Here is a 24,023-nt window from a genome sequence, read left to right on the forward strand (position 1 = left end):
GACCTCGAGGAGGAGGCCGGTTCGCAGCCTGGAGCAGCACCATCCGGACCGGCGATCAGCCGCGGAGCTGATGGGCTGCGATCTGGAGAACATACCGGTCGGGTAAGCCGGTACGGCTCAATCGAGCATGTTTTGCCCGTGAAGGAGGAGAAGACCAATGCATGAGAAAGAGAAAGACCTCATCAGTGCTTTCCTGCGTGGAGAGGTGGACCGGCGCGGAATGCTGAAAGGCCTGGGCGCCATGGGGATCACCGCGGGTTCCGCCGGGACTTTGCTCAACATGATGTCCACAAGGGCGCTTGCCGCCGATTTCGACTGGAAGAAACATTCCGGCAAATCGCTGAAGCTGTTGCTCAACAAGCACCCCTATGCCGATGCCATGATTGCCAACCTGCAGAACTTCAAGGACCTGACGGGCATCGAGGTGACCTATGACGTCTTCCCGGAAGACGTCTATTTCGACAAGGTGACGGCTGCCCTGTCGTCCGGCTCGACCGAATATGATGCGTTCATGACCGGTGCCTACATGACCTGGACCTATGGTCCGGCCGGCTGGATCACCGACCTGAAGGAATGGATCAACGATCCGGAGAAGACCAACCCGAATTATGCCTGGGACGACTTCCTGCCGGGCGTGAAGAACTCCTGCGCCTGGAATGGCCAGCCTGGCGGTGCGCTGGGTTCGGACGATGCCAAGCAGTGGTGCATTCCGTGGGCATTCGAGCAGAACAACATCACCTATAACAAGGCGATGTTCGACAAGGCCGGCGTTTCCGTGCCGAAGAATATGGACGACATGATCGACGTCGCCGCCAAGCTGCAGAAGGATGTCAGCGGCATCTACGGCATCGGTCTGCGCGGCTCGCGTTCCTGGGCCACCATCCATCCGGGCTTCCTGTCCGGCTATGCCAACTTCAACGAAAAAGACCTGAACGTCGGCGGCGACGGCAAGCTTTCGGCTGCCATGAACACCGCCGGCTCCAGGGCTTACCACGAGAAGTTCGTGAAGCTCGTCCAGGAAAGCGGCCCGAAGGACTGGTCGACCTATACATGGTATCAGGTCGGCACCGACCTTGGCGCCGGCGCCTCGGCCATGATTTTCGATGCCGATTGCCTCGGTTACTTCATGAACGGTGGCGACAACAAGATGGCCGGGCAGTTGTCCTACGCCGCCTTCGCCGCCAATCCGGATGCCAAGGCCTCGACGCCGAACATCTGGATCTGGTCGCTTGCCATGTCCAATTTCTCGAAGGACAAGGATGCCACCTGGTACTTCCTGCAGTGGGCTTCCGGTCCGGAGCATGCCCTGTTCGGCGCGACGAAAATGGACTTCGTCGATCCGGTCCGCCAATCGATCTGGAAGGATCCAGGCTTCCAGGAAAAGCTCAACACCAAGTATCCGGGCTATGTCGATATGTTCAACGCATCCGCCGATGGCGCGTCGATCAAGTTCACGCCACAGCCGCTGTTCTTCGACGTAACGACCGAATGGGCCGCCACGCTGCAGAAGATGGTTGCCAAGGAAGTGCCTGTCGATGAAGGCCTCGACCAGTTGGCCGAGAGCATAAATCGCCAGCTCAAGGAAGCCGGCCTCGGCTGATCTGCCTCCCAAGCAGACGCCCGGCGCTCCGGCGCCGGGCGACCTTACGGATCGGCCCATGGCCAATTCAAGACAGATCGAGATGCCGATGGCTGGTGATGGAGCTTTACCGCTCGAGCCACACGTGGTTTCCTCAACGACAAGGAACGGAGCTCGACATGGCTTCCACAGCAACCCTCCGCAAGCCAGCCTCAGGGTTCCGCATCAGCCGGAAAATGTTGCCTTACGTGCTCAGCCTGCCAGCACTGCTCGTCTGCATCGGCATCCTGATCCCGTTCATCACGGCGGTGATCTATTCCTTCCAGCGCTACCGGCTCAGCCAGCCCTGGGCACGGCAGTTCAACTGGGGTGAGAACTATCTCAATTTCTTCACCGACCCGGCCTTCTGGAACACGCTGAAAGTGTCGCTGCTCTATGCCGGGCTCACCGTAACGCTGGAATTGCTGCTCGGTCTCGGCATCGCGCTGCTTCTTCAGCGGCGCTCGACCGTCAACAATTTCATCTCGATCATGCTGCTCCTGCCGTTGATGATCGCGCCGGCGCTGGCCGCGCTGATGTGGAAGCTGATGACCAATCCGAGCTTCGGCATCCTCAGCTATCTCGCAAGCCTGATCGGGCTGCATGATTTCCGCTGGGCATCCTCGCCGAGCACCGCGCTCCTGACGGTCGTTCTCGTCGATATCTGGGTCTATACGCCCTTCATCATGATCCTGCTGCTGGCCGGTCTGCGCTCGCTGCCGACCCAGCCGTTCGAGGCTGCGGCGCTGGACGGCGTGCCGCGCACTTTCGTTTTCTTCCGCATCACCCTGCCGATGCTGACGCCCTATATCCTGACGGCGACCCTGTTTCGCCTGCTCGATTCGATCCAGCAATTCGACATCATCTATGCGATGACTCAAGGTGGACCCGGCAACACGCTGACGGTCTTCCAGGTCGAGGCCTATCTCAACTTCTTCCAGTCGACCAATGTCGGCCGCTCGGCGGCGCTGATGGTCATCCTTTGGGCGATCACATATTTTTTGTCGAACATGTTCATCAAGAACTGGCTGCGGCTGCGCGAGCGCGCCCGTGGCGAGGCGTGAGGAAAAGACATGGAAAACACATCCACGCTCGAACGCACCCTGCGCCTTGTCGCGCTCACCCTTGTCGTCGTCTTCTTCATGTTTCCGATCCTCTGGATCTTCCTGATGTCGTTCCAGACCAACGAGACGATCCTGGCGATCCCGCCGTCGATCGTCTTCACGCCGACCCTGTCCAATTACGCGGCGCTGATCACCGGCAAGCTGACGACGGCGGCCGGCACACTCGACATCGCCTTCATGCGCAATCTCGGCAATTCGGTCTTCCTGTCGGTGACCTCCGTTGCACTGTCTCTCGTGCTGGGCGTCCCGGCGGCCTATGCCTTTGCCCGCCACAAGTTCAAGGGCTCAGAAGATATCGCCTTCACGCTCCTGTCCTTCCGGTTCGCGCCGCCGCTCCTGGTCTTGCTGCCGCTGACCCAATATTTCCAGTGGCTTGGCCTGGCTGACACCTATTTCGGCCTGATCTGGGTCTATCAGTTGATCTGCCTGCCGCTCATTCTGTGGATCGTGCGTGGCTATTTCGAGGATATCTCCGCCGATGTCGAATATGCCTATCGCATCGCCGGGCATTCCTGGTTCGCCACGTTCCGCAAGATCGCCCTGCCGCTCGCAGGTCCCGGGATTGCAGCCGCCGGCCTGCTCGCCTTCATCTTCGCCTGGAACAATTTCGTCTTCGCGCTGGTGCTGGCCTCTGCCGACAAGCAACCGGTTACGGTGGGCGCGCTCGCCTTCATCACCTCGTCGGGTATCCAGTACGGGCAGATTGCCTCTGCGATCGTGCTTTCCGTTGCGCCGACGCTTGCGCTCGCACTCTACGCGCAGCGCTATCTCGTCGAAGGCCTGTCGCTTGGCGCGGTGAAGGGATAATTCATGACAACGCTTCAGCTTAAAAACATCACCAAGCGCTACAAGACCAATGCGGTTCTCGACGATCTTTCCCTTGATGTCGCCGACGGGGAAACGCTGGTCCTGTTCGGCCCCTCCGGCGCCGGCAAGACAGTCCTGCTGCGGCTCGTGGCAGGCGTGATCGAGCCGGATGAAGGCCAGATTCTCATTGGCGGCGAGGATGTCAGCGACATCGATGCCGAATATCGGGGCATCGGCATGGCTTTCCAGAACTTTGCCCTGTTTCCGCATATGAGCGCCTTCGACAACATTGCCAGCCCCTTGACCGCCACCCGCTCGACCAAGGATGCGATTTCGGCCGGCGTGCAGAAGGTGGCAAAACTCCTGAAGATCGACCATGTGCTGACGCATCATCCCAAAGCCTTGTCGAACGGGCAGAAGCAGCGCACGGCGCTGGCGCGGGCTCTGGTGGGCTCGCCGCCGTTGCTCCTGTTGGACGATCCGCTGCGCAACGTCGATGCCAAGCTGCGTTTCGAGATGCGGCTTGAATTGCCCCGCCTCCTGGCGGCACAAGGCGCAACCGTCGTCTATGTGACGCAGGACTACAAGGAAGCGATGGCGCTGGGCGACCGGATCGCCGTGATGTCGCAGGGGCGCATCCGCCAGATCGGCACGCCGGAAGATATCTACAACATGCCGGCGGATATCGAGATCGCCCGGCTGTTCGGCGACCCGACGATCAACCTTCTGGACGTGACGCCGAAATCAGGACCGGAGGGCGTCTATGTCGAACTCTCGAACGTCAAGGTCGCGCTGCCGGATATGCCGGCAAACGTGGTCAGCAAAACCTGCGTGATCGGCCTGCGGCCGGAATCCATCACCTTTACCGAGGCCGGAACAGCCGGTGCCATTCCGGTGACGGTGGAGGCGGAAACGCCGCTCAACGAAAAGACCGTGACGCTGGTACTGACGGTGCGCGGTCGTGAAATCCTCGTGTCGCGTCCGGCAGGCACGCCCGGGCCGATATCCGGTCCCGCCCATATCGCCGTCAACGGCAAGGCCGCGTTCCTGTTCGACAAGGAGAGCGGCGCGCTGATCCGCTCGACAGCCACGTCAATGACCCGCAACGGAGAAGCGGCATGAGCGAGACCGCACTGTTCATCAACGGCGTCGATAAATTCTATGGCCCGATCGACCATGGCGTCCATGCCGTCAAGGGCCTGAACATGGACGTCAAGAAAGGCGAGATCATCGCCCTTCTCGGCTCCTCCGGCTGCGGCAAGACTTCGACCCTGCGTATGGTCGCCGGCTTCGAGGCGGTGTCGCGCGGCACGATTGCGCTCAAAGGCCGGGAGGTCCAGACCTTCGCACCGGTCAAGCGCAACGTCGCCATGGCCTTCGAAGGCTATTCGCTCTACCCGCCGCTGACAGTACGGGAAAACATCGCCTTCGCGCTGAAGGCCTCGAAACTCTCCCAGGGCATCGTCGACGAGAAGGTAGCGAACATCGCCAAGCTGCTGGAGATCGAGGATATCATGGGTCGTTATCCGAGTTCGATCTCGGGCGGACAGCAGCAGCGTGCCTCGCTTGGCCGGGCGCTGATCCGCGATGCAGACCTGCATCTGCTCGACGAGCCGATGGGGCAGCTGGAGCCGCAATTGCGTGCCCTTCTGCGCGGGCGTATCAAGCACTTCATCAAGGAACGCGGCCTGACCGCCATCCTCGTCACTCACGACCAGACGGAAGCAAACGCACTTGCCGACCGGATTGCCGTGATGGAAGGCGGCGTCCTGCAACAATTCGATACGCCACAGATGATCAAGGAGCGCCCGGCCAACCTCTTTACCGGTGCTTTCGTCGGCGAGCCGCCGATGAATGTATTTCCCGCCGGTGTTTCCGGCGCGGACGATACCGTCTGCTTCAGCCTCAACGAGGGTGTGAAGCTCGAATATCGGGCATCGGATTTCTCGCATGTGGTTCGGGCCGAGTTGATGAAGCGCAACAAGGTGTTGATCGGCATCCGTCCCTATGCCGTTCGCCGGGGCGAAGGCAATGTCGGCGCCCGGGTGGCGGTCAATCAATGGCTCGGCGACCAGACGCATATCGCCACCGATTTTGCCGGCGGCACGATGGTGCTGGTCGAGCACGATCGCACCAGTCTGGCGATCGGCGAGACCATCGCCATTCGTCTCGATCCGTCGAGCCTGCATGTCTTCGACGGCGACAGCGGCAAGGCGATCAGCCATGGGCAGGAGCTTGCCTGATGCGCGATATTCTGATCGGGATCGATGCTGGAACGTCCGTCATCAAATCGGTTGCCTTCGACCTCGGCGGGCGCCAGATTGCGGCTTGCGCGGTGCCGAACAGCTATGAGAGCGAGGGCGGCAAGGGCGTCGTCCAGGATCTTGCCAGAACCTGGGCCGATGCCGCAACGACGCTTTCCGATCTTGCCGGCAAGGTCGAGAACCTGGCAAGCCGCGTGGCGGCAATTTCCGTTACCGCCCAAGGCGACGGCACATGGCTGATCGACAAAAACGGTGGTCCCGTCGGCAAGGGCTGGCTGTGGCTCGATGCCCGTGCCGGCGGCACCGTCGAGCGGCTGCGTGCCGGCAGCGGCGATGCGGCCCGGTTTTCCCATACGGGCTCCGGCCTTGCCGCCTGCCAGATGGGATCGCAACTGCGGTGGATATTGGAAAACGAGCCGGAGCGGCTGAAGGATGCGACCACCGGATTCCACTGCAAGGACTGGCTCTATTTCAAGCTGACCGGGCAGCGGGCAACCGATCCGTCCGAGGCGTGTTTTACCTTCGGGAATTTTCGCACCCGTCAATATTCCGATGATGTCATCGATTTTCTTGATCTCGGCAGGCAACGGTATCTGCTGCCGGAGATCGTCGATGGCGCGGTGACGCAGCATGCGCTCAGCGACAGCGCCGCGGCACTGACGGGCTTGCTTGCTGGCACGCCGGTGGTTCTCGGTTATGTCGATGTCGTCTGCACCTCCCTTGGTGCAGGCCTCTACGAGCCTGGGATCGACACCGGATGCACCGTCATCGGCTCGACCGGCATGCACATGCGGCTGGCCACCAGCGCCGATGACGTGACGCTCAACCGGGACCTGACCGGATATACGATGTGTCTTCCTGTCCCCGGCGCCTATGCGCAGATGCAGTCGAACATGGCAGCGACGCTCAATATCGACTGGATCCTGTCGCTTGCGGCGAGCGTCCTGAAAGGCGTGGGGGTCGAGAAGACCAAATCGGAACTGCTTGCTCATGTCGAAGGCTGGCTGACTGAAGCGAAAGAAACGTCGCTGCTCTACCACCCCTATATTTCCGAGGCAGGCGAACGCGGCCCATTCGTCGATGCCACGGCGCGCGCCTCCTTCGTCGGCCTCGATGCGGGGCACGGTTTTGCCGACATGGTGCGTGCCGTATTCGACGGCCTCGCCATGGCCGCGCGCGATTGTTATGCCGAGATGGGGCCTTTGCCGTCGCGCATCCGCCTGACCGGTGGTGCGGCGCGCAGCGCGTCGTTGCGTCGCATACTCGGCGGAGCCCTGGGCTGTTCGGTCCAGACCAGCGAGCGGGAAGAGGCGGGCGCTGCCGGTGCCGCGATGATTGCCGCCGTGTCGCTCGGCATATATGGCTCGATGTCGGACTGTGTCGGGGAATGGGTGACGCCTTATCAGCGGCAGGCAGAACCGGCCGACGCAGGCCTCTCAGCACGTTTCGAATCCCTCTTTCCCGCCTACAGGCAATCGCGCCTGGCACTTCGACCGGTCTGGCATTCCCTCTCCCAAGGCGCCGGCCGGCCCCCTGAACAGGAAAAACCGCAATGAAGAAAATCGCCATCATCGGGGACCGGTTCATGCTGCCGACCGTCTTCCGCGACAAGATCGTCGAAGCCTGCGGCGATGCGCATGACATCCGCCTGCTCGAACAGCCGTGGCCGGACGAGCCCATGGAACACGGCTACGCCATCGAGGGCATGGACGGTTTGAAGGAATATATGGGCAAGGCCGACGATATCGTCGAATTCATCGGCGATGCCGAACTGGCGATCACCCAGCTCGCGCCGTTCTCCCGCGGCATCTTCGAGCGTCTGCCGGGCCTGAAATTCGTCGCCGTTTCGCGCGGCGGCCCCGTCAATATCGACATGCAGGCCGCGCGCGACGCTGGTGTCCTTGTCGTCAACACGCCCGGCCGCAATGCAAGTGCTGTGGCGGAATTCACGCTGGGAGCGATCCTTGCCGAAACCCGGCTGATCCGCACCGGGCATGAATCGATGCGCAAGGGCGAATGGCGTGGCGAGCTTTACCGGGCAGACAAGACCGGCCGCGAACTGTCGGAAATGACCGTTGGCGTCGTCGGCTACGGCAATATCGGCACCAAGGTCGTGCGCCTGCTGCGCGCCTTCGGCACCAGGGTTCTGGTGCACGATCCTTATGTGCAGCTCTCGGCGGACGACCGCAATTCAGGTGTCGAGCATGTCGGTTTCGATGAGCTTCTCTCACGGTCGGATATCGTCAGCCTGCATCCGCGGGTGACGGAGGAAACGCGCGGGATGATGAACGCAGCGTCCTTCGCCAGGATGAAGCCCGGCGCGATCTTCGTGAACACGGCGCGCGGCCCACTGGTCGATTATGATGCGCTGTACGAAGCTCTGGTGAACGGCCCGCTGTCCTCCGCCATGCTGGAGACTTTCGCCATCGAGCCGGTGCCGGCCGACTGGCCGTTGCTGCAGCTTCCCAATGTGACGCTGACGCCGCACATCGCCGGCGCTTCCGTGCGCACCGTCACCTATGCCGCTGAAATGGCTGCGGAGGAAGTGCGCCGCTACATTGCCGGCCTGCCGCCGGTCAATCCGTGCTGAGGTCATGATGATGAGTGAATGCGATTTGCGCCAGGGCATCATCGACCAATGCCGCGCGATGAATGCCAGCGGCCTCAACCAGGGCACATCCGGCAATATCAGCGTGCGTCACGGCGACCACATGCTGATCACGCCTTCGGCCATTCCCTATGACGAGATGACGCCGGAGATGATCGTTTCCATGCCGATCGACGGCGATGCCTCGAGTTGGGAAGGCCCGAAAAAACCCTCCGTTGAATGGCGGTTTCACCGCGATATTCTGCGGGCGCGGCCGGAAATCGGCGCGGTGGTGCATACGCATTCCACCTTCGCCACCATACTCGCCATCGCCCGCAAGCCGATTCCCGCCTGTCACTACATGATTGCGGCATTCGGCGGCCATGATGTGCGGGTTTGCGATTACGCGCGCTACGGCTCCAAGGAATTGTCGGACAACGTCATCACGGCGCTGGAAGGACGCTCCGCCTGCCTGATGGCCAACCACGGCATGGTCGCCACGGGGCCGGGCCTCGACAAGGCGATGTGGGCGGCGGTCGAACTCGAGACGATCGCCAAGCAATATTACCATTCCCTGCTGATCGGCGGTCCGGTCATTCTGCCGGAGGCGGAAATTGCCGGCGTGCTAAAAGGGTTCGCGAGCTACGGACTGCAGGAGAAACGATCGTGAGCACCGGGACAGGCGTGGTTAACCTGTTCATCATTGGCGGCGGCGTCGATGGCGCCGGCATCGCCCGCGGCGCGGCGGGGCGAGGCATGTCCGTCGTGCTCTGCGAGAAGGACGACCTTGCGCAGGGCACCAGCTTCGCGTTCCGGCAAGCTCGTCCATGGAGGATACGCGGACGCCGCAGGATATTCTGGAGCGGCGCACAAAACATGGCCTGCACATGACGCAGGCGGAACGGGATGCCTTGGCATCCTGGTATCAGCAGCAATGGCAAGCGGCCTGAAGAAGCATATCGGAGACGATGGTGAGAAGTTCTGAATTCGAAGCGCTGCTGGATCTGTCGGCACGGGTCGGCGCCGACCCGGCGCTGGTGCAGGCGGCCGGCGGCAATACCTCGATCAAGGAGGGTGGCACGCTCTGGATCAAGGCGTCGGGTCTCTGGCTGATGCAGGCACGTGAGCGCGACGTTATGGTGCCGGTGGCGCTGGATGCGCTTCTGGATGCTCTGGAGCGCGACGATCCGGCGACGGAAAAGGCGCAGGATTTCGTGATCGCGGACCGCAACCCGTCCGGCCTGCGCCCCTCGATCGAGACAACCGTACATGCGCTGATGCCGCAGAAGGTGGTCATCCACGTCCATTGCGTCGAAACGATCGCAACGGCGGTGCAGGTCAATGGCGAGGCCATCGCCGGTTCGAAACTGTCCGGCATTCCGCATGTCTTCGTGCCCTACGCCCGTCCCGGCCTGCCATTGGCCAAGGCGATTGCCGCCCGGCTCCAGCCGGAGACGCGGGTTCTCATTCTGGGCAATCACGGGCTTGCCGTCGCAGGCGATACCGTGGCGGAGGCGGAGGCGCTGCTGGCGGAGGTTTCCCGGTGGCTTGCCCTGCCGCGTCGCTCAGCACCGCCGGCCGATTTTGCAGCGCTGTCAAGGTTGGCGCTGAACAGCAGCTTCGTCCTGCCGGAAGACCCTCTCGTTCATGATGCGGCGGCAGATCTGGCAAGTTGCCTCATCGCTGCGGGGGGCAGCCTTTATCCGGACCATGTGATCTTTCTTGGTCGAGGCTCGTTTGTCGCCAATCCCGGTGATACCGCCCTGTCGATCGAGGAGCAGCATCATGCCGATGATCTGACGCTGCCGCCCGCTTTACTCTTTCCGGGCAAGGGCGTGCTGGTCTCGCGTGAGATCACGGCTGGAGCGCTGGCCATGGCGCGTTGCCTGTCCGACGTGCTCGGCCGTATCGGTGAAGATGCGCGGCTGCGCTACCTGACGGACGCGGAGAATGCCGAGCTTCTGGGCTGGGACGCCGAAAAGTACCGGCAGGAATTGAACCGGGCCGGAAAGGCGCTGCAATGACGGCGGCTCCTGACACGCCCCTGGTGATCGGCATCGATATCGGTACATCCGGCGCCCGTGCCGTTGCGATGGATGCCGGCTTTGCCATCGTCGCCTCAGGCTCGTCCAGGATGGCGGATTTTTCCGCCGATCACCGTGATCCGCTTGCCTGGTGGGAGGCATTGCAGGTGGCGCTGGGGCAGGTGCTCGAGGCAATCGACAGGACAAGGGTGCGGACGATCGCCATCGACGGTACCTCGGGCACGATCCTGCCGGTCGGCGCCGATGGCGCGCCGCTTGCCGTGCCGATGATGTATAACGACCCGGTGAGCGATGCCGATATCCTGTCGCGCATCGCCGCGCATGCGCCGCAGGAAAGCGCTGCCCATGGGGCAACGTCGGGTCTGGCGAAGGTCCTGGCATTCCAGTCCGTTTCCGATGTCTTCCGCATCATCCACCAAGCCGATTGGCTCGCCGGTCATTTCACCGGACTTTACGATGTCTCCGATGAAAACAACGCCTTGAAGACCGGCTATGATCCGGTCGAGCGCCAATGGCCGGACTGGATCGACCGGACCGGCGCGCGCCGCGACCTGTTGCCCGACGTGCTTGCGGCCGGCACGCCGATCGCGGGAATTTCGCCCGAGGCGGCGGATGCGTTCGGCCTTCCCGATGACGTGGTGATCGTTACCGGCACGACGGACGGCTGCGCCTCCTTTTTGGCGACCGGCGCCGATCAGCCGGGCGATGCGGTCTCCGCGCTCGGCACGACGCTGACGGTCAAGATGCTCTCCGACCGGCCGTTGTTTGCGCCCGAATATGGTCTCTACAGCCATCGGATCGGCGACATGTGGCTGGCCGGCGGGGCATCCAACACCGGCGGCGGCGTGCTTTCAGCGCATTTCGACAATGAGACGATTTCTGCCCTCTCGGGACAAATCGATCCGTCGACGCAGACCGGGCTCGATTATTACCCCTTGCCGAGGGACGGCGAGCGGTTTCCGATCAACGATCCGCAACTTAGACCACGCATGACGCCACGACCGGAAAACGATGCCGATTTCCTGAAGGCGATCTTCGAGGGCATCGCCGGGATTGAGGCGCTCGCCTACCAGCGGCTTGTTTCGCTCGGCAGTCCGGCGCTGCGGTCTGTCCGTTCGGTCGGCGGCGGAGCGAAGAACCCGGTCTGGACCGCGATCCGCAATCACGCGATGCCTGTGCCCTTCCTGCCTGTGATCTCGGAAGAGGCGGCGGCGGGTACTGCGCGGCTTGCGCTTTCCGGCGCACGATCGGCGGGCGTGTTATGAGCGGCCCCCTGACCGTTTCCGGCATGGGCGATCTCGCTGATCGATTCGATGCCTTCCTGATCGACCAGTTCGGTGTCCTGCGGGATGGACGCGGTCCCTATCCGGGTGCTGCCGAAACGCTGTCGCGCCTGAAGCAGGCGGGAAAGCGGATCATCATCCTGTCCAATTCCGGCAAGCGCTCGGCGGAAAACGACCGGCGCCTCGCGGCGCTCGGGTTCGACCCGCGGAGTTGGGACTGGTTTCTCACGTCGGGCGAGGTCGCCTGGCGGATATTGGGTACCGAAAGCGTGAAGGCAAAGATTGGCGTTCCGCGCAAATGCCTGCTGATCAGCCGGGACGGCGATACGTCGCCGCTTGACGGGCTGGACCTCGTGCGTACCGAGCGGGGCGAGGACGCTGATTTTATCCTGCTGGCGGCCAGCGAGGGCGACGTCTATCCGCTCTCCCACTATGACGCCCTGCTGGCGCCGGCGGCGAAGCGGGGCATTGCCTGCCTCTGCACCAACCCCGACAAGATCATGCTCACCCGGACAGGAACCGCCTACGGTGCCGGCCGGATTGCCGAGCTTTACGAGGAACTGGGCGGCACGGTGCGATGGATCGGCAAACCCTTTACCGACATGTACAGGACGGCGCTCGATTTTCTGGATGACATCGCGTTGGACAGGATTTGCTGCATCGGCGACAGCATCGAGCACGACATTGCCGGGGCTGTCGGGGCAGGGCTCAAATCCGTGCTGGTGACCACCGGTATTCTCGAAACGGCAGGCGATGATGAGCGTCACGCCCTGTTCGTCGAGCACGGGGCGACGCCCGATTTCATCATGCCGAAATTCATCTGGTAGGATGGGCAGGTCGATGGGGTCACGCTGCCGTTCAACACCAGCCCGCCGGCCTGCCGCTTTGCCGAGGCGGACGACGGCTCGGGGATCCGTGAAACTCCGGGATGCTCACATCGATACGGATTTTAATTCGGCGTCCCGTTGACCGATTTGCCGCACCGGGCGCCCGAGCAACAATCCCGGCGCCCCAACCGTCCTTCAGAACAGCGCGTCGGCGAAAAGTTCGTCGTCGTGGTTGGCGGCAGGGGCCGGCGCCTGGGGCGCGGAGACGGCGGTGAGCGCGCCGGCGGGGATGATGCCTTGGTGGACGGTGCGTTCCTGGGCCATCGTATAGAGTTTGAAGATGCGCGGGCCGAGATTGCCGAGGGTGCCTTCGAGGTCAGAGATGTCGGGCAGCATATCGCCGGCGAGGTCGCAGAGATTGTCGGCGCAGGCGGCAATCACTTCGCCGAGATCATTCTGGAAGTCGAGCTTGCTGATCGACAGGCCGACCTTGCTTTTCACTTCGCGGCCGTGTTCGGAGAGAATCGCAAGCTCGCTTTCCATGGCGTTGGCGGCCGAGCGGATATTGCCGACGGCGGCGCTCAGGCGCTCGGCAAGGCCCGTTCCGCCGGCATGGTTGCTGGCGGCGATCGCGGCGGCCGCGTCTTCAAAACCGGTAAGGCCGTTGACGATGGCGTCGGCGGATTCATCCAGCTTGGCGGCAAAATGTCTGGTTAAGCGCGGGACTCGCATGCGTTGCATCCCCCAAGGCGCCGAGCGGCACATCTTAAGCGCGAATCTTATTTTTTAGGCATCGCTTCCTTACGTCAAGTGCATGATATTTTTTAGCTTTATGCCTTGGGGAAATACTTATGCGAAACTGCATGGCGAAATCATCTGGAGTTCCCCTGCGTCTCTCCCTCGCTGGATCAGATCGCGCGGGAAATCTTGATGGCGCAGGCGCGGTTTTGAGTCGGAATGTCAGGGCATTGAGTTCGCGGAAACTCACCCCCCTCTGTCACAGCGTGACATCTGCCCTCAAGGGAGGAGATCATTCTTTTCCCTTGAGAATTTCGCGGCCGACAGAGGGGGGATTACCTCAAGCTCGAACGTCGCGGGTCAAACCCCCTGCATCAACAGAAACGCCTTCATCCGCTCAGCGGCCAAGTCCGGCTTGTCCAGCACATTGGCCTTGTCGGCCAGTCGAAACACATCCGCGTAATGCAGGACTCCGCGCGCCGACTGCATGCCGGCAGGCATGGTGAAGTGTTTCTGGTGGCCGTTCAGCCAGGCGAGGAAGACGACGCCGGCCTTGTAATATTGCGTCGGCGCCTCGAAGATTTTCCGCGACAAGGGCACGGTCGGCGCGATCACCGCCCGGAATGTCGCGACGTCGCCTGATGCCAGCGAGGCGAGCGCCTTCGAGGCGGAGGGGGCGACGGCATCGAAGATGCCAAGCAGGGCATGAGAGTACTTCTGCCCGTCACCCTCGATCAGTTCGGCATAGTTGAAATCGTCGCCGGTGAAGCAGAGCACGCCGTGCGGCAGGCGATTGCGAAGAGCGACTTCACAAGCGTTGTCGAGCAGCGAAATCTTGATGCCTTCGACCTTGTCCCTGTTCTCCTCGATGATCGACAGGACGGTATCGAGTGCGGTCTCGAACTTATCCGATCCCCAATAGCCCTTCAGTTGCGGATCGAACATGTCGCCCAGCCAGTGCAGCACGACCTTGTCCTTGGTCTGGCGCAGGATATGGCCATAGACCTTGCGGTAGTCATCCGCGGATGTGGCGACGCGGGCGAGAGCCCGGCTTGCCATCATGACCGAGCGACCGCCTTCCTTCTCGACGAAGCCGATCTGGGTCTCATAGGCGGCGATGACATCGTCCAGCGAGCGGGTGTCGGCTGGCGCGAGGTGATCTGTGCCGGCGCCGCAGGCGAGGTCGGCGCCTGGTACCGTGCGTGCATCCGCCAGCGAGCGGCGGATCAGTTCCTGCGCACCGGCCCAGTCCAGCCCCATGCCGCGCTGCGACGTGTCCATCGCCTCGGCGATCTTGAAGCCGAGCGCCCAGAGATGATGACGGAAGGCCATAGTCGTGTCCCAATCGATCGCGGGGCGGCCCCAGGGCTCGAGATCGCGCAGCGGATCGGAAACGACATGGGCGGCCGCATAGGCGATACGGTTGAAAACCGGCACGGATGCATGCCGCGCGACCGGCGTTCCCGACAGGCGATAGGTCTCAAGCGTGCCGTCGGCGCGCGGCAGCGACAGGGTGGCGGACATGAGAAGCTCCTCCTTGGATGTTGAAAGCCGAGTAATTTAGATCGTTCCAAATTTCAAGTGATAATTTTTGTTGATCCCTTGCTGCGGTGCATTGGAAATCATCAAAATCTGCCTCGAAATTTGCCGATGTGATCAAGTGAAAATCGATAATTTATATTGTAATCAATTTTATAGCTCGGTTCGTGCAGCTTCGGACGGCGTGCGCCACGACAATATTCACAGGGCAGACCGATTCTGCCAGATCCTCTTGACAAAATTGGAACGTTCCAATTATCTAAGGGCAATTGCCGGGGCAACAGACCTCGCTGGGAGGACGACGTGGTTAAGGAACGAGTGACAGTCATCGATATCGCGCATGCCGCCGGCGTGTCGAAGTCGACCGTCTCGCTCGTGTTGCAGGCAAGTCCGCTTGTCAACGAAGCCACGCGCGCCAAGGTCAACGCCGTCATCCGCGAGTTGGGCTATGTCTATAATCGCGGCGCGGCCAACCTGCGCCAGTCCAATTCCAAGTCCAAGATCATTGGCATCGTCGTCAACGACCTGACCAACAGCTTCTTCGCCGAACTCGCGGTCGGGGTCGACATGGTCGTGCAGTCCGCCGGCTACGTGCAGTTCCTGTCCAACAGCGGCGAGAGTGTCGATCGCCAGCGCGAGGTCATCGCCTCGATGCGCGAGCATGGCATTTCCGGTCTGATCCTGTCGCCGGCGCGTGGCACGGAGGCGGCCGACCTGAAGCCGCTGGTGGCAAGTGGCATTCCGGTCGTCAATGTCGTCCGGCAGGTCGCCGGCGCCAAGGTATCGTCCTTGGTCTCGGACAATCATGCCGGCATGCGCGATGCGGTGCGCCATCTTGCCGGGCTCGGCCATCATCGCATCGCCTTCCTCGGCGGCTTTCCTGATACGGCCGTCTTCAACGAGCGCATGCAGGGTTATCGCGATGCGCTCGCCGACATGGACCTGGCTGTCCATGACGAGTTGGTCGTCAGCTCCGCGCCGTCGCGCGCCGGTGGCGTCGCGGCGATCGAGCGGGCGCTGATGCTGCACGAGCGGCCGACGGCGGCCGTTTGCTTCAACGATGCGGTCGCCTTCGGCGTCTGCGACGGGCTTCGTGCCCATCGCCTGGATCCGGGCGAGGATTTTGCCGTCATTGGCTTCGACGACGTGATCGAGGCACAGACGGCGGTTCCGGCGCTGACGACGATCTCCGTCGACCCGCAGGGCATGGGGCGGCGGGCGGCGCAGCTTCTTCTGAAACAGATCAATGCCGGAAAGGCCGACGCGGAAGCCATCGTCGGCTCCGTGCGCCTCGTCGTGCGCCAGAGCTGCGGCTCCGCCACCGACAAAAGAGAAAGGTTGTCCTTGTTATGACACGTTGGGGTTTGATCGGGGCAAGCACGATTGCCCATGAATGGGTGATCGATGCGATCCGTGCCGTTGGCGGCGAAATCGTTTCGGTGATGAGCACGAGTGCCGAGCGCGGCGCTAAATATGCAGCCGATCACGGCATTCCCAAGTCGGTGACATCCGTCGCCGATCTTGTCGGCGATCCCGGTGTCGATGCCGTCTATATCTCCACGACCAACGAACTGCATCGCGATCAGGTGATCGCTGCGGCAAAGGCCGGAAAGCATGTTCTCTGCGAAAAGCCGCTGGCGATGTCGCTCGATGATGCCCATGCCATGGTCAAGGCGGCAAAGGATGCCGGCGTCGTCATGGCGACCAATCACCATCTGCGCGGGGCCGCAACTCACCGCGCGATGCGCGACGCCATCGCTGCCGGCAAGATCGGCAAACCGCTCGCCGCCCGCGTCTGCCATGCCGGTTACCTGCCGGTGCATCTGCAGGGCTGGCGGCTGGAAAAGCCGGAGGCTGGCGGCGGCGTCATCCTCGATATCACCGTGCATGACACCGATACGCTGCGCTATGTGCTGGGCGACGACCCGGTCGAGGCGATCGCGTTCGGTCAGTATGGCGGCATGGCGCAGGCGGGGCTTGAAGACGCGACCATGGGCGCCCTGCACTTCAAGTCGGGGCTTCTGGCGCAATTCCACGATGGCTTTACCACCAGATATGCCGTCACTTCCTTTGAGGTGCACGGATCGGAAGGTTCGCTGTTCGGCCGCAATTGCATGACGCAGAAGCCGATCGGCACCGTCACCCTGCGCAATGCCGATGGCGAGACGGAACTGCCGCTCGAGCACCGCAATCTCTACGAAAACACGCTGATCGCCTTCGATGCCGCGATTGCCGGCAACGGCAAGCCGCTGTGCGGTGGCGAAGATGGCATCTGGTCGCTGGCGACCGGCCTTGCGGTCGTCAAGGCAGCGCAGGCGGGCGGAACCGTCGCGATCGAACCGGGATTTTAAGAGCATTTCCATGAGCAAACATATCACCCCGGCCGAGGCTGCCGCCCTGATTCCCGATGGAGCGACCGTCTCCGTGTCGTCGTCGAGCGGTCTCGGCTGCCCGGATCTGATGCTGAAGGCGATCGGCGAGCGGTTCGATGCGACCGGTCATCCGCGTGATCTGACGACCCTGCACCCGATCGCCGCCGGTGACATGAGCGGCATCAAGGGCGTCGACCACATCGCCAAGAAGGGGCTGTTGAAGAAGATCATCGGCGGTTCCTATCCCTCCGGGCCATCCACCTCGGAGCCGCCGCTGATCTGGCAGATGATCGGCAGCAACGAGGTTGCCGCCTACAATATCCCGTCCGGCGTGCTGTTCGACATGCACCGCGAAGCCGCCGCCAAGCGCCCGGGCGTGCTCACCAAGATCGGTCTCGACACCTTCGTCGATCCGTCGCGCCAGGGATGCGCGATGAATGCTGCTGCTGCGGCCGAGCCGGTCGTCAAGAAGATGGAGTTCCAGGGCGAAGACTGGCTCTATTTCAAGGCGATCGTGCCGCAAGTGGCGATCATCCGGGCAACGACGGCCGATGAGCGCGGCAATCTCACCTATGAGCACGAAGGCGCCACTCTCGGGGGACTCGACCAGGCGCTCGCCGCCCGCAATAATGGCGGCATCGTCATTGCGCAGGTCAAGCGCATCACCAAGTCGGGATCGCTCAAACCCCACGACGTGCGCGTGCCCGGCATGCTGGTGGATTACGTCATCGTCGACCCCGACCAGAAGCAAACAACGCTGACGGATTACGATCCCGCCATTTCCGGCGAAATCTTCCGCCCGCTCGAGAGCTTTCGCGTGCCGGAGTTCAATATCCAGAAGGTCATCGCTCGTCGCGTCGCGCAGGAGCTTGAGGGCGGTTCTTGCGTCAATCTCGGCTTCGGCATCTCGGCCAATGTGCCGCGCATCCTTTTGGAAGAGGGTCTGCACGGTTCGGTGACCTGGGTAATTGAGCAGGGCGCTGTCGGCGGCGTGCCGCTGCTTGATTTCGCCTTCGGCTGCGCCTCGAATGCCGATGCCTTCATGCCGTCTCCCTACCAGTTCACCTATTTTCAGGGCGCGGGTTTCGACGCGTCGCTGCTTTCTTTCCTTGAGATCGACAGGTCGGGCTCGGTGAATGTTTCGAAACTCTCTTTCCGGCCGCATGTGACGGCAGGGGCGGGCGGTTTCGTGGATATTACCGCGCGAGCGAAGAAGATCGTTTTCTCCGGCATGTTCAACGCCGGCGCCAAGCTCTCGATGGCCGACAGCAAGCTGGTGATCGAGAAGGAAGGCAAGCTGAAGAAGCTCGTCAACGAGGTCGAACACGTCACTTTCTCCGGCCGCCGCGCCGTCACCCAAGGCCAGGATATCACCTATGTCACCGAGCGTTGCGTGATGAAGCTGACGCCCGCCGGCATCGTGCTGACGGAAATCGCGCCCGGTGTCGATCTGCAAACCCATATCCTCGACCAGTCGGAATTCCCGCTGATCGTTTCCGACGACCTGAAGGTCATGGATGCGGCTCTGTTCCACGAGGCGCCGATCGGGCTGACGCTGCCGCAAAAGCCGGTGCGGACGTTGGAAGGAGCTTCGCATGTCTGACGACCGCATCAGGATCGATATGGAGGATGCGATTGCCATCCTCACCGTTGCACGTCCCGAAAAACTCAATGCGTTCGACATCGACATGCTGAAGGCGCTGGCATCTGCCTGCGATACGATCGAGGCGGACGGGAACATTCGCGCGGTCATTCTGACCGGTGAAGGCAAGGCGTTCTGCGCCGGTGGTGACATCAAGGCCTGGGGTGCGATGCGTCCGGAGGAGTTCGGCCATCAATGGGTGCGCTTCGGCCACCGGGTGTTCGAGCGTCTGGCAACGCTGCGCATGCCGGTGATCGCCGCGATGAACGGCCATGCGCTGGGGGGCGGGATGGAACTGGCGGCAGCCGCCGATATCCGCATTGCCGAACGGCAGATCAAGATCGGCTTGCCGGAAACGAGCCTCGGCATGGTGCCGGGCTGGTCGGGTACGCAGCGTCTGGTCAAGCATTTCGGCGCGCAGATCGTGCGGCGCATGGTGCTGGGTGGCGAGGTGTTTACCGCTGAAGAGGCGCGCTCGAACGGTTTGGTCGATGCGGTGGTGGAGACCGGGACGGTTGTGGCGGCAGCGAAGGATTACGCCGGGCGCATCGTCAAGCGTGGGCCTGCTGCACTCGAAATCTGCAAGCTGATGATCGCCTCGGCGAATGGTGAAGACAATGGCACGGCCGTCGAGGCGCTGGGATCGATCCTGGCCGCCAAGACGGGCGACATGAAAGAGGGTGTCGCGGCCTTTTCCGGCAAGCGCCCCGCGGAATTCAAGGGAGAATGGTAATGACGGTTCTGGTGAAGCCGAAGTCGCTCGGCAATATCGCCGTGCGCGATTTCAAGATGCTGATCAACGGCAAATGGGTTGACGCCGCCGAGGGCAAGACGCTGGAGCGCGTGGCGCCCGGGCATGGCGTCACTGTCAGCCGCTATCCGTCCGCGAAAAAGGTTGATGCCGAGCGTGCTATTGCCGCCGCCCGCAAAGCCTTCGATGATGGCGCCTGGCCGCGGATGACCGCGTCGGAGCGCTCGCTGGTCCTGCTTAAAGCCGCAGACATCATTGCCGCGCGGGCCGACGAACTGGCCTATCTCGATTGCATCGAGAGCGGCAAGCCGATCAGCCAGGCGAAGGCCGAGCTTGGCGGCGCCGCCGACATCTGGCGCTATGCCGCGGCGCTCGCCCGCGACCTGCATGGCGAAAGCTATAACACGCTCGGCGACGGCACGCTTGGTGTCGTCCTGCGCGAGGCAATCGGTGTCGTCTCGATCATCACGCCCTGGAACTTCCCGTTCCTGATCGTCAGCCAGAAACTGCCGTTTGCGCTGGCCGCCGGTTGCACGACCGTGGTCAAGCCGTCCGAACTCACCTCCGGCTCGACCCTCATTCTTGGTGAAATCTTGGAAGCTGCCGGTGTTCCCGCCGGTGTCGTCAATATCATCACCGGTACCGGTCCGGATGTCGGCGCGCTTATGACTTCGCATCCGGATGTCGACATGGTCTCCTTCACCGGCTCGACCGGCGTCGGCAAGCTGACGATGACCAATGCGGCGCAGACGCTGAAGAAGGTGTCGCTGGAACTGGGTGGCAAGAACCCGCAGATCGTCTTTCCGGACGCCAATCTCGACGATTTCATCGATGCCGCCGTGTTTGGCGCCTATTTCAACGCCGGTGAGTGCTGCAATGCCGGCTCGCGGCTGATCGTCCACAAGGACATTGCCCAGGACGTCATCGCCCGTATCGCAGCCTTGTCGGCCAAGGTGAAGGTCGGTGATCCGCTGGATCCGTCGACGCAGGTCGGCGCCATCATCACGCCGCAGCACCTGGAAAAGATCGTCGGCTACGTCTCGGCTGCTTCCGGCAACGGCGCGACGGTTTCGCATGGCGGTGCGGCACTCGATCTCGGCTCCGGCCAGTTCATGTCGCCCACTATTCTCTCGGCCGTGACGCCGGACATGGCCGTGGCCCGCGAGGAGGTCTTTGGGCCCGTCCTCTCCGTGCTGACCTTCGAAACGACGGATGAAGCAATCCGCATCGCCAATTCCATCGACTATGGCCTTTCCGCCAGCGTCTGGAGCCGTGATTTCGATACCTGCCTGACGATCGGCCGCAAGGTGCGGGCCGGCACGGTCTGGATGAACACATTCATGGACGGCGCATCCGAGCTCCCTTTCGGCGGCTACCGCCAGTCCGGCCTCGGTCGCGAACTCGGCCGCCATGCGGTCGAGGATTACACCGAGACCAAGACGCTCAACATGCATATCGGCGGCCGCACCGGCTGGTGGATGCCGCGCTGAAGTTTCGAGGCGAGACCGGGAGAGAAAGGAGGGAGCGATGCAAGAGTTGAATTTTAAGAAGCAGAGCGCTGCTCTCTTCTCCATCACGGACATGACAGTGGCCGGGGACGCTTACCCCCCTCTGTCAACTTTGCTGACATCTCCCCCACAAGGGGGGAGATTGTTCTTTTCTCTCATTCGCCTCGTTTGCGGGCACGACACTTTCGGTGATCTCCCCCCTTGTGGGGGAGATGGCCCGGAGGGACAGAGGGGGGTACGTCACGGAAGGAGAAAGCCCGGGACTTTTGCCCTCCTACACCTCCACAAATCCAATCTCAGGCCTCAGCAGAACCTGCAGGGCGGCCGGTTCCTCGCCGGCGATGCGGGCAAGGAGAACGCGGCCCATCTGTCGACCGGTGTCGGTCAGGTCCTCGAAGATCGTCTCGACCTTCGGCTGGATCTGGCTCAGCAGCTTGGACGTCCGCTTGGCGACGATGTCGTATTCGACACCGAGTGTCAGGCCATGGTCGCTCATGCCGGTGATGGTGGCGAGCGCCGAGACCTCGCCGCCGCAGGCAAAGCCGTCCGGAGCGTCCGGCCGGCCGGCGCGCCGGCTCATATAGTCGCGGATCTGTTCGACGGGACAGTCGAGGTCGATCTCGTCGGGAATTTCGTATTCGACGCCGGCCTCGCGCACGGCGGTCATGAAGCCGTGCAGGAGATATTGCGAGAAGGTCATGCGCTTGGGCGGCAAGATGATCATCGGCTTGCGCCGGCCGCGGGCGATCAGCCGCTTGGTGGCCTCGTAGGCGAAGCTGAAATTGTCGTAATCGACGTAGGGATGCGGCGTAGTGAACTCGGTCCTGCCGTGGGTGACGAAGGGAAAGCCGTTTTCGAGCAGCAGACGGACGCGCGGATCGAAAGGCTCGGTGCGCGAGAAGATCAGCCCGTCGGCCATGCCGTTGCGAACGACATGACGAACCGCATCGATATTGGCGCCGTTGATGAAGTTCGGCATGACGATCAGGTGGTAGGCGGTATCCTGCAGCGCCTGCGCAAGGCCGTGCATCAGCGAGATGCCGTAACCGAGGATTTCCTCGTGCGGATCGAGCAGGACGCAGATGACGTTGGTCCGGCCGGTCTTGAGGCGCTGGGCGGCGCGGTCCGGCAGGTAGCCGATCTCGGCCGCCACCTCATGGACACGACGGCGGGTTTCCGCGGAAATCTGCGGCGCGTTGCTGAGCGCCCGCGACACCGTGGTGACGGCAAAGCCCGTCAGGTCGGCGATCGTGCGCAGCGTCGGTTTGCCGTTTTTCAGCAGAACGTCCGTTGCCGAAGATCTGGGAGTGTCGGCCAATGAAATACTCCCTCGCGGTGATGGCAGGCCACCTTTGTAACGTCAGACGAACGCAGGCGCAACGTGTTTGTGCAAACGTTTTAAATCATACTTTTCCCGCTGGGATTGCTGCGGCGCGGAATCGATAGTCCGGCTTATAAATGGCCAAATTCAGCATGTTAAGGCTATTGATGAGGAGATGGTTCGCGGTGCTTGACTTGGTACGGTTTATAACGTTTTAAATGTGGCCAGCGGTTGAGAACCGCAGGCCAATTGCTTCCCCGTTTTGGGACGGGATGGCATTCAACGGCGGGGAGGAGTTTCCCGCTTTTCAGACTTGCAAACGGGAGGATTACGATGCGCAAGTTTATGACGACGACAGCAATCGCAGCACTAATGATGACCGGCGGCGTGGTTGTGGGCGGCACTGCCGTTCATGCCGCTGAAAGTGTCGAAGTTCTGCATTGGTGGACCTCGGGCGGTGAAGCCGCCGCTCTGGACGTCCTGAAGAAGGATCTGGAAGGCAAGGGCATTTCCTGGACCGACATGCCGGTTGCCGGTGGTGGCGGTACGGAAGCCATGACCGTGCTGCGCGCACGCGTCACGGCGGGCAATGCCCCGACCGCGGTACAGATGCTCGGCTTCGACATTCTCGACTGGGCCAAGGAAGGCGCTCTCGGCAATCTCGACGAGATCGCTGCCAAGGAAGGTTGGGACAAGGTCATCCCGACGGCGCTTCAGCAGTTCTCCAAATATGATGGCCACTGGATCGCAGCGCCGGTCAACGTTCATTCCACCAACTGGATGTGGATCAACAAGGCGGCGCTCGACAAGGCCGGCGGCAAGGAGCCGCAGAACTGGGACGAACTCGTTGCCCTGCTCGACAACTTCAAGGCGCAGGGCATCACCCCGATCGCGCATGGCGGCCAGCCCTGGCAGGATGCGACGATCTTCGACGCCGTCGTACTTTCGCTCGGCACCGATTTCTACAAGCAGGCCTTTATCGATCTCGACCCGGCGGCTCTCGGCGGCGACAAGATGAAGACCGCTTTCGAGCGCATGACCAAGCTGCGTTCCTATGTCGACGACAACTTCTCGGGTCGTGACTGGAACCTGGCATCGGCCATGGTCATCGAAGGCAAGGCCGGCGTTCAGTTCATGGGCGACTGGGCCAAGGGTGAGTTCGTGAAGGCCAAGAAGGTGCCCGGCACTGACTTCGTCTGCATGCGTTACCCGGAAACGCAAGGGTCGGTCACCTTCAACTCCGACCAGTTCGCGATGTTCAAGGTTGCCGACGACAAGGTTCCCGCCCAGATGCAGATGGCTGCGGCGATCGAAAGCCCGACCTTCCAGTCGGCTTTCAACGTCGTCAAGGGTTCGGCTCCGGCTCGCACCGACGTGTCGAACGAAGCGTTTGACGATTGCGGCAAGAAGGCCATCGCCGATCTCGCCGATGCCGACAAGAACGGCAAGCTGTTCGGTTCCATGGCGCATGGCCATGCCAACCCGGCTGCCGTCAAAAACGCCATCTACGACGTTGTGACGCGCGAATTCAACGGTGAACTCACCGCTGAAGAAGCCGTCAAGGAGCTGCCGGCCGCAGTCGCTGCCGCTCAGTAAA

At 62.1% G+C, this 24,023-nt stretch carries 20 protein-coding genes and 1 pseudogene; 18 read left to right on the forward strand and 3 right to left on the reverse strand.

Features of this window, described 5'->3' with window-relative positions; translation table 11 throughout:
- The first annotated feature begins 157 nt into the window (after nucleotides 1-157).
- From VL202_RS10585 to VL202_RS10640, 12 genes and pseudogenes are all read left to right on the forward strand, one after another.
- On the forward strand, nucleotides 158-1,600 hold the full coding sequence (locus VL202_RS10585; protein WP_325464072.1) for an extracellular solute-binding protein: 1,443 nt from the start codon (nucleotides 158-160) through the stop codon (nucleotides 1,598-1,600).
- 158 nt (nucleotides 1,601-1,758) lie between these two features.
- Nucleotides 1,759-2,682, forward strand: a complete 924-nt coding sequence (locus VL202_RS10590) for a sugar ABC transporter permease (protein ID WP_325464073.1) — start codon at nucleotides 1,759-1,761, stop codon at nucleotides 2,680-2,682.
- 9 nt (nucleotides 2,683-2,691) lie between these two features.
- On the forward strand, nucleotides 2,692-3,549 hold the full coding sequence (locus tag VL202_RS10595) for a carbohydrate ABC transporter permease (protein ID WP_325464074.1): 858 nt from the start codon (nucleotides 2,692-2,694) through the stop codon (nucleotides 3,547-3,549).
- A 3-nt stretch (nucleotides 3,550-3,552) separates the two neighbouring features.
- Nucleotides 3,553-4,671: an ABC transporter ATP-binding protein gene (locus VL202_RS10600; protein WP_325464075.1), complete on the forward strand. Its 1,119-nt coding sequence runs from the start codon at nucleotides 3,553-3,555 to the stop codon at nucleotides 4,669-4,671.
- Nucleotides 4,668-5,792: an ABC transporter ATP-binding protein gene (locus VL202_RS10605; protein WP_325464076.1), complete on the forward strand. Its 1,125-nt coding sequence runs from the start codon at nucleotides 4,668-4,670 to the stop codon at nucleotides 5,790-5,792. Before VL202_RS10600 ends, VL202_RS10605 begins: the two co-directional genes overlap by 4 nt.
- Complete coding sequence (locus tag VL202_RS10610; RefSeq protein ID WP_325464077.1) at nucleotides 5,792-7,369, forward strand: FGGY-family carbohydrate kinase; 1,578 nt, start codon at nucleotides 5,792-5,794, stop codon at nucleotides 7,367-7,369. Before VL202_RS10605 ends, VL202_RS10610 begins: the two co-directional genes overlap by 1 nt.
- A complete protein-coding gene (locus VL202_RS10615; protein WP_325464078.1) occupies nucleotides 7,366-8,403 on the forward strand; it encodes a 2-hydroxyacid dehydrogenase in 1,038 nt (345 codons plus the stop codon). Before VL202_RS10610 ends, VL202_RS10615 begins: the two co-directional genes overlap by 4 nt.
- A gap of 10 nt (nucleotides 8,404-8,413) precedes the next feature.
- Nucleotides 8,414-9,070 (forward strand): class II aldolase/adducin family protein, encoded by a 657-nt coding sequence (locus VL202_RS10620; RefSeq protein ID WP_325464079.1) that lies wholly within the window; start codon nucleotides 8,414-8,416, stop codon nucleotides 9,068-9,070.
- Nucleotides 9,067-9,235, forward strand: a pseudogene (locus VL202_RS10625) (FAD-dependent oxidoreductase); the annotation flags it as partial. The gene VL202_RS10620 and the pseudogene VL202_RS10625, both read left to right, overlap by 4 nt.
- A gap of 133 nt (nucleotides 9,236-9,368) precedes the next feature.
- Nucleotides 9,369-10,424 carry a class II aldolase/adducin family protein gene (locus VL202_RS10630; RefSeq protein WP_325464080.1) on the forward strand — a complete coding sequence of 352 codons (1,056 nt, stop codon included), beginning with the start codon at nucleotides 9,369-9,371 and terminating at the stop codon, nucleotides 10,422-10,424.
- A complete protein-coding gene (locus tag VL202_RS10635) occupies nucleotides 10,421-11,710 on the forward strand; it encodes an FGGY-family carbohydrate kinase (protein ID WP_325464081.1) in 1,290 nt (429 codons plus the stop codon). The genes VL202_RS10630 and VL202_RS10635 overlap by 4 nt, the downstream gene beginning before the upstream one ends.
- On the forward strand, nucleotides 11,707-12,555 hold the full coding sequence (locus VL202_RS10640; RefSeq protein WP_325464082.1) for a TIGR01459 family HAD-type hydrolase: 849 nt from the start codon (nucleotides 11,707-11,709) through the stop codon (nucleotides 12,553-12,555). Before VL202_RS10635 ends, VL202_RS10640 begins: the two co-directional genes overlap by 4 nt.
- A 195-nt stretch (nucleotides 12,556-12,750) precedes the next feature.
- On the opposite strand, the gene VL202_RS10645 is transcribed toward VL202_RS10640, so the two are convergent.
- Together VL202_RS10645 and VL202_RS10650 are read right to left on the reverse strand one after the other, a co-directional pair.
- Nucleotides 12,751-13,287: a hypothetical protein gene (locus VL202_RS10645; RefSeq protein WP_325464083.1), complete on the reverse strand. Its 537-nt coding sequence runs from the start codon at nucleotides 13,285-13,287 to the stop codon at nucleotides 12,751-12,753.
- A gap of 366 nt (nucleotides 13,288-13,653) precedes the next feature.
- The gene (locus tag VL202_RS10650) at nucleotides 13,654-14,817 is read right to left on the reverse strand and encodes a dihydrodipicolinate synthase family protein (RefSeq protein WP_325464084.1); all 1,164 of its coding nucleotides are present in this window, start codon (nucleotides 14,815-14,817) and stop codon (nucleotides 13,654-13,656) included.
- 318 nt (nucleotides 14,818-15,135) lie between these two features.
- Between VL202_RS10650 and VL202_RS10655 the strand changes: the two genes are divergently transcribed.
- Genes VL202_RS10655 through VL202_RS10675 form a run of 5 tightly spaced genes read left to right on the forward strand, consistent with a single transcriptional unit; the run spans nucleotide 15,136 to nucleotide 21,087 of the window.
- Nucleotides 15,136-16,185 carry a LacI family DNA-binding transcriptional regulator gene (locus VL202_RS10655; protein WP_325464085.1) on the forward strand — a complete coding sequence of 350 codons (1,050 nt, stop codon included), beginning with the start codon at nucleotides 15,136-15,138 and terminating at the stop codon, nucleotides 16,183-16,185.
- The gene (locus tag VL202_RS10660; protein ID WP_325464086.1) at nucleotides 16,182-17,183 is read left to right on the forward strand and encodes a Gfo/Idh/MocA family oxidoreductase; all 1,002 of its coding nucleotides are present in this window, start codon (nucleotides 16,182-16,184) and stop codon (nucleotides 17,181-17,183) included. Before VL202_RS10655 ends, VL202_RS10660 begins: the two co-directional genes overlap by 4 nt.
- 10 nt (nucleotides 17,184-17,193) lie before the next feature.
- Entirely contained in the window at nucleotides 17,194-18,807 is a 1,614-nt protein-coding gene (locus VL202_RS10665; protein ID WP_325464087.1) for an acyl CoA:acetate/3-ketoacid CoA transferase, read from the forward strand.
- Nucleotides 18,800-19,579 carry an enoyl-CoA hydratase/isomerase family protein gene (locus VL202_RS10670; RefSeq protein ID WP_325464088.1) on the forward strand — a complete coding sequence of 260 codons (780 nt, stop codon included), beginning with the start codon at nucleotides 18,800-18,802 and terminating at the stop codon, nucleotides 19,577-19,579. Before VL202_RS10665 ends, VL202_RS10670 begins: the two co-directional genes overlap by 8 nt.
- Nucleotides 19,579-21,087, forward strand: a complete 1,509-nt coding sequence (locus tag VL202_RS10675) for an aldehyde dehydrogenase family protein (RefSeq protein ID WP_325464089.1) — start codon at nucleotides 19,579-19,581, stop codon at nucleotides 21,085-21,087. Before VL202_RS10670 ends, VL202_RS10675 begins: the two co-directional genes overlap by 1 nt.
- 292 nt (nucleotides 21,088-21,379) lie before the next feature.
- Here the strand turns inward: VL202_RS10675 and VL202_RS10680 are convergent, their stop codons facing one another.
- Nucleotides 21,380-22,429 (reverse strand): LacI family transcriptional regulator, encoded by a 1,050-nt coding sequence (locus VL202_RS10680; protein ID WP_414692839.1) that lies wholly within the window; start codon nucleotides 22,427-22,429, stop codon nucleotides 21,380-21,382.
- 369 nt (nucleotides 22,430-22,798) lie between these two features.
- Here VL202_RS10680 and VL202_RS10685 point away from each other — a divergent pair, with 369 nt between their 5' ends.
- Nucleotides 22,799-24,022 (forward strand): ABC transporter substrate-binding protein, encoded by a 1,224-nt coding sequence (locus VL202_RS10685; protein ID WP_325464145.1) that lies wholly within the window; start codon nucleotides 22,799-22,801, stop codon nucleotides 24,020-24,022.
- Nucleotide 24,023: the final 1 nt, after the last annotated feature.

It is taken from the genome of Pararhizobium sp., from assembly GCF_035497515.1.
Taxonomy (GTDB): Bacteria; Pseudomonadota; Alphaproteobacteria; order Rhizobiales; family Rhizobiaceae; genus Pararhizobium.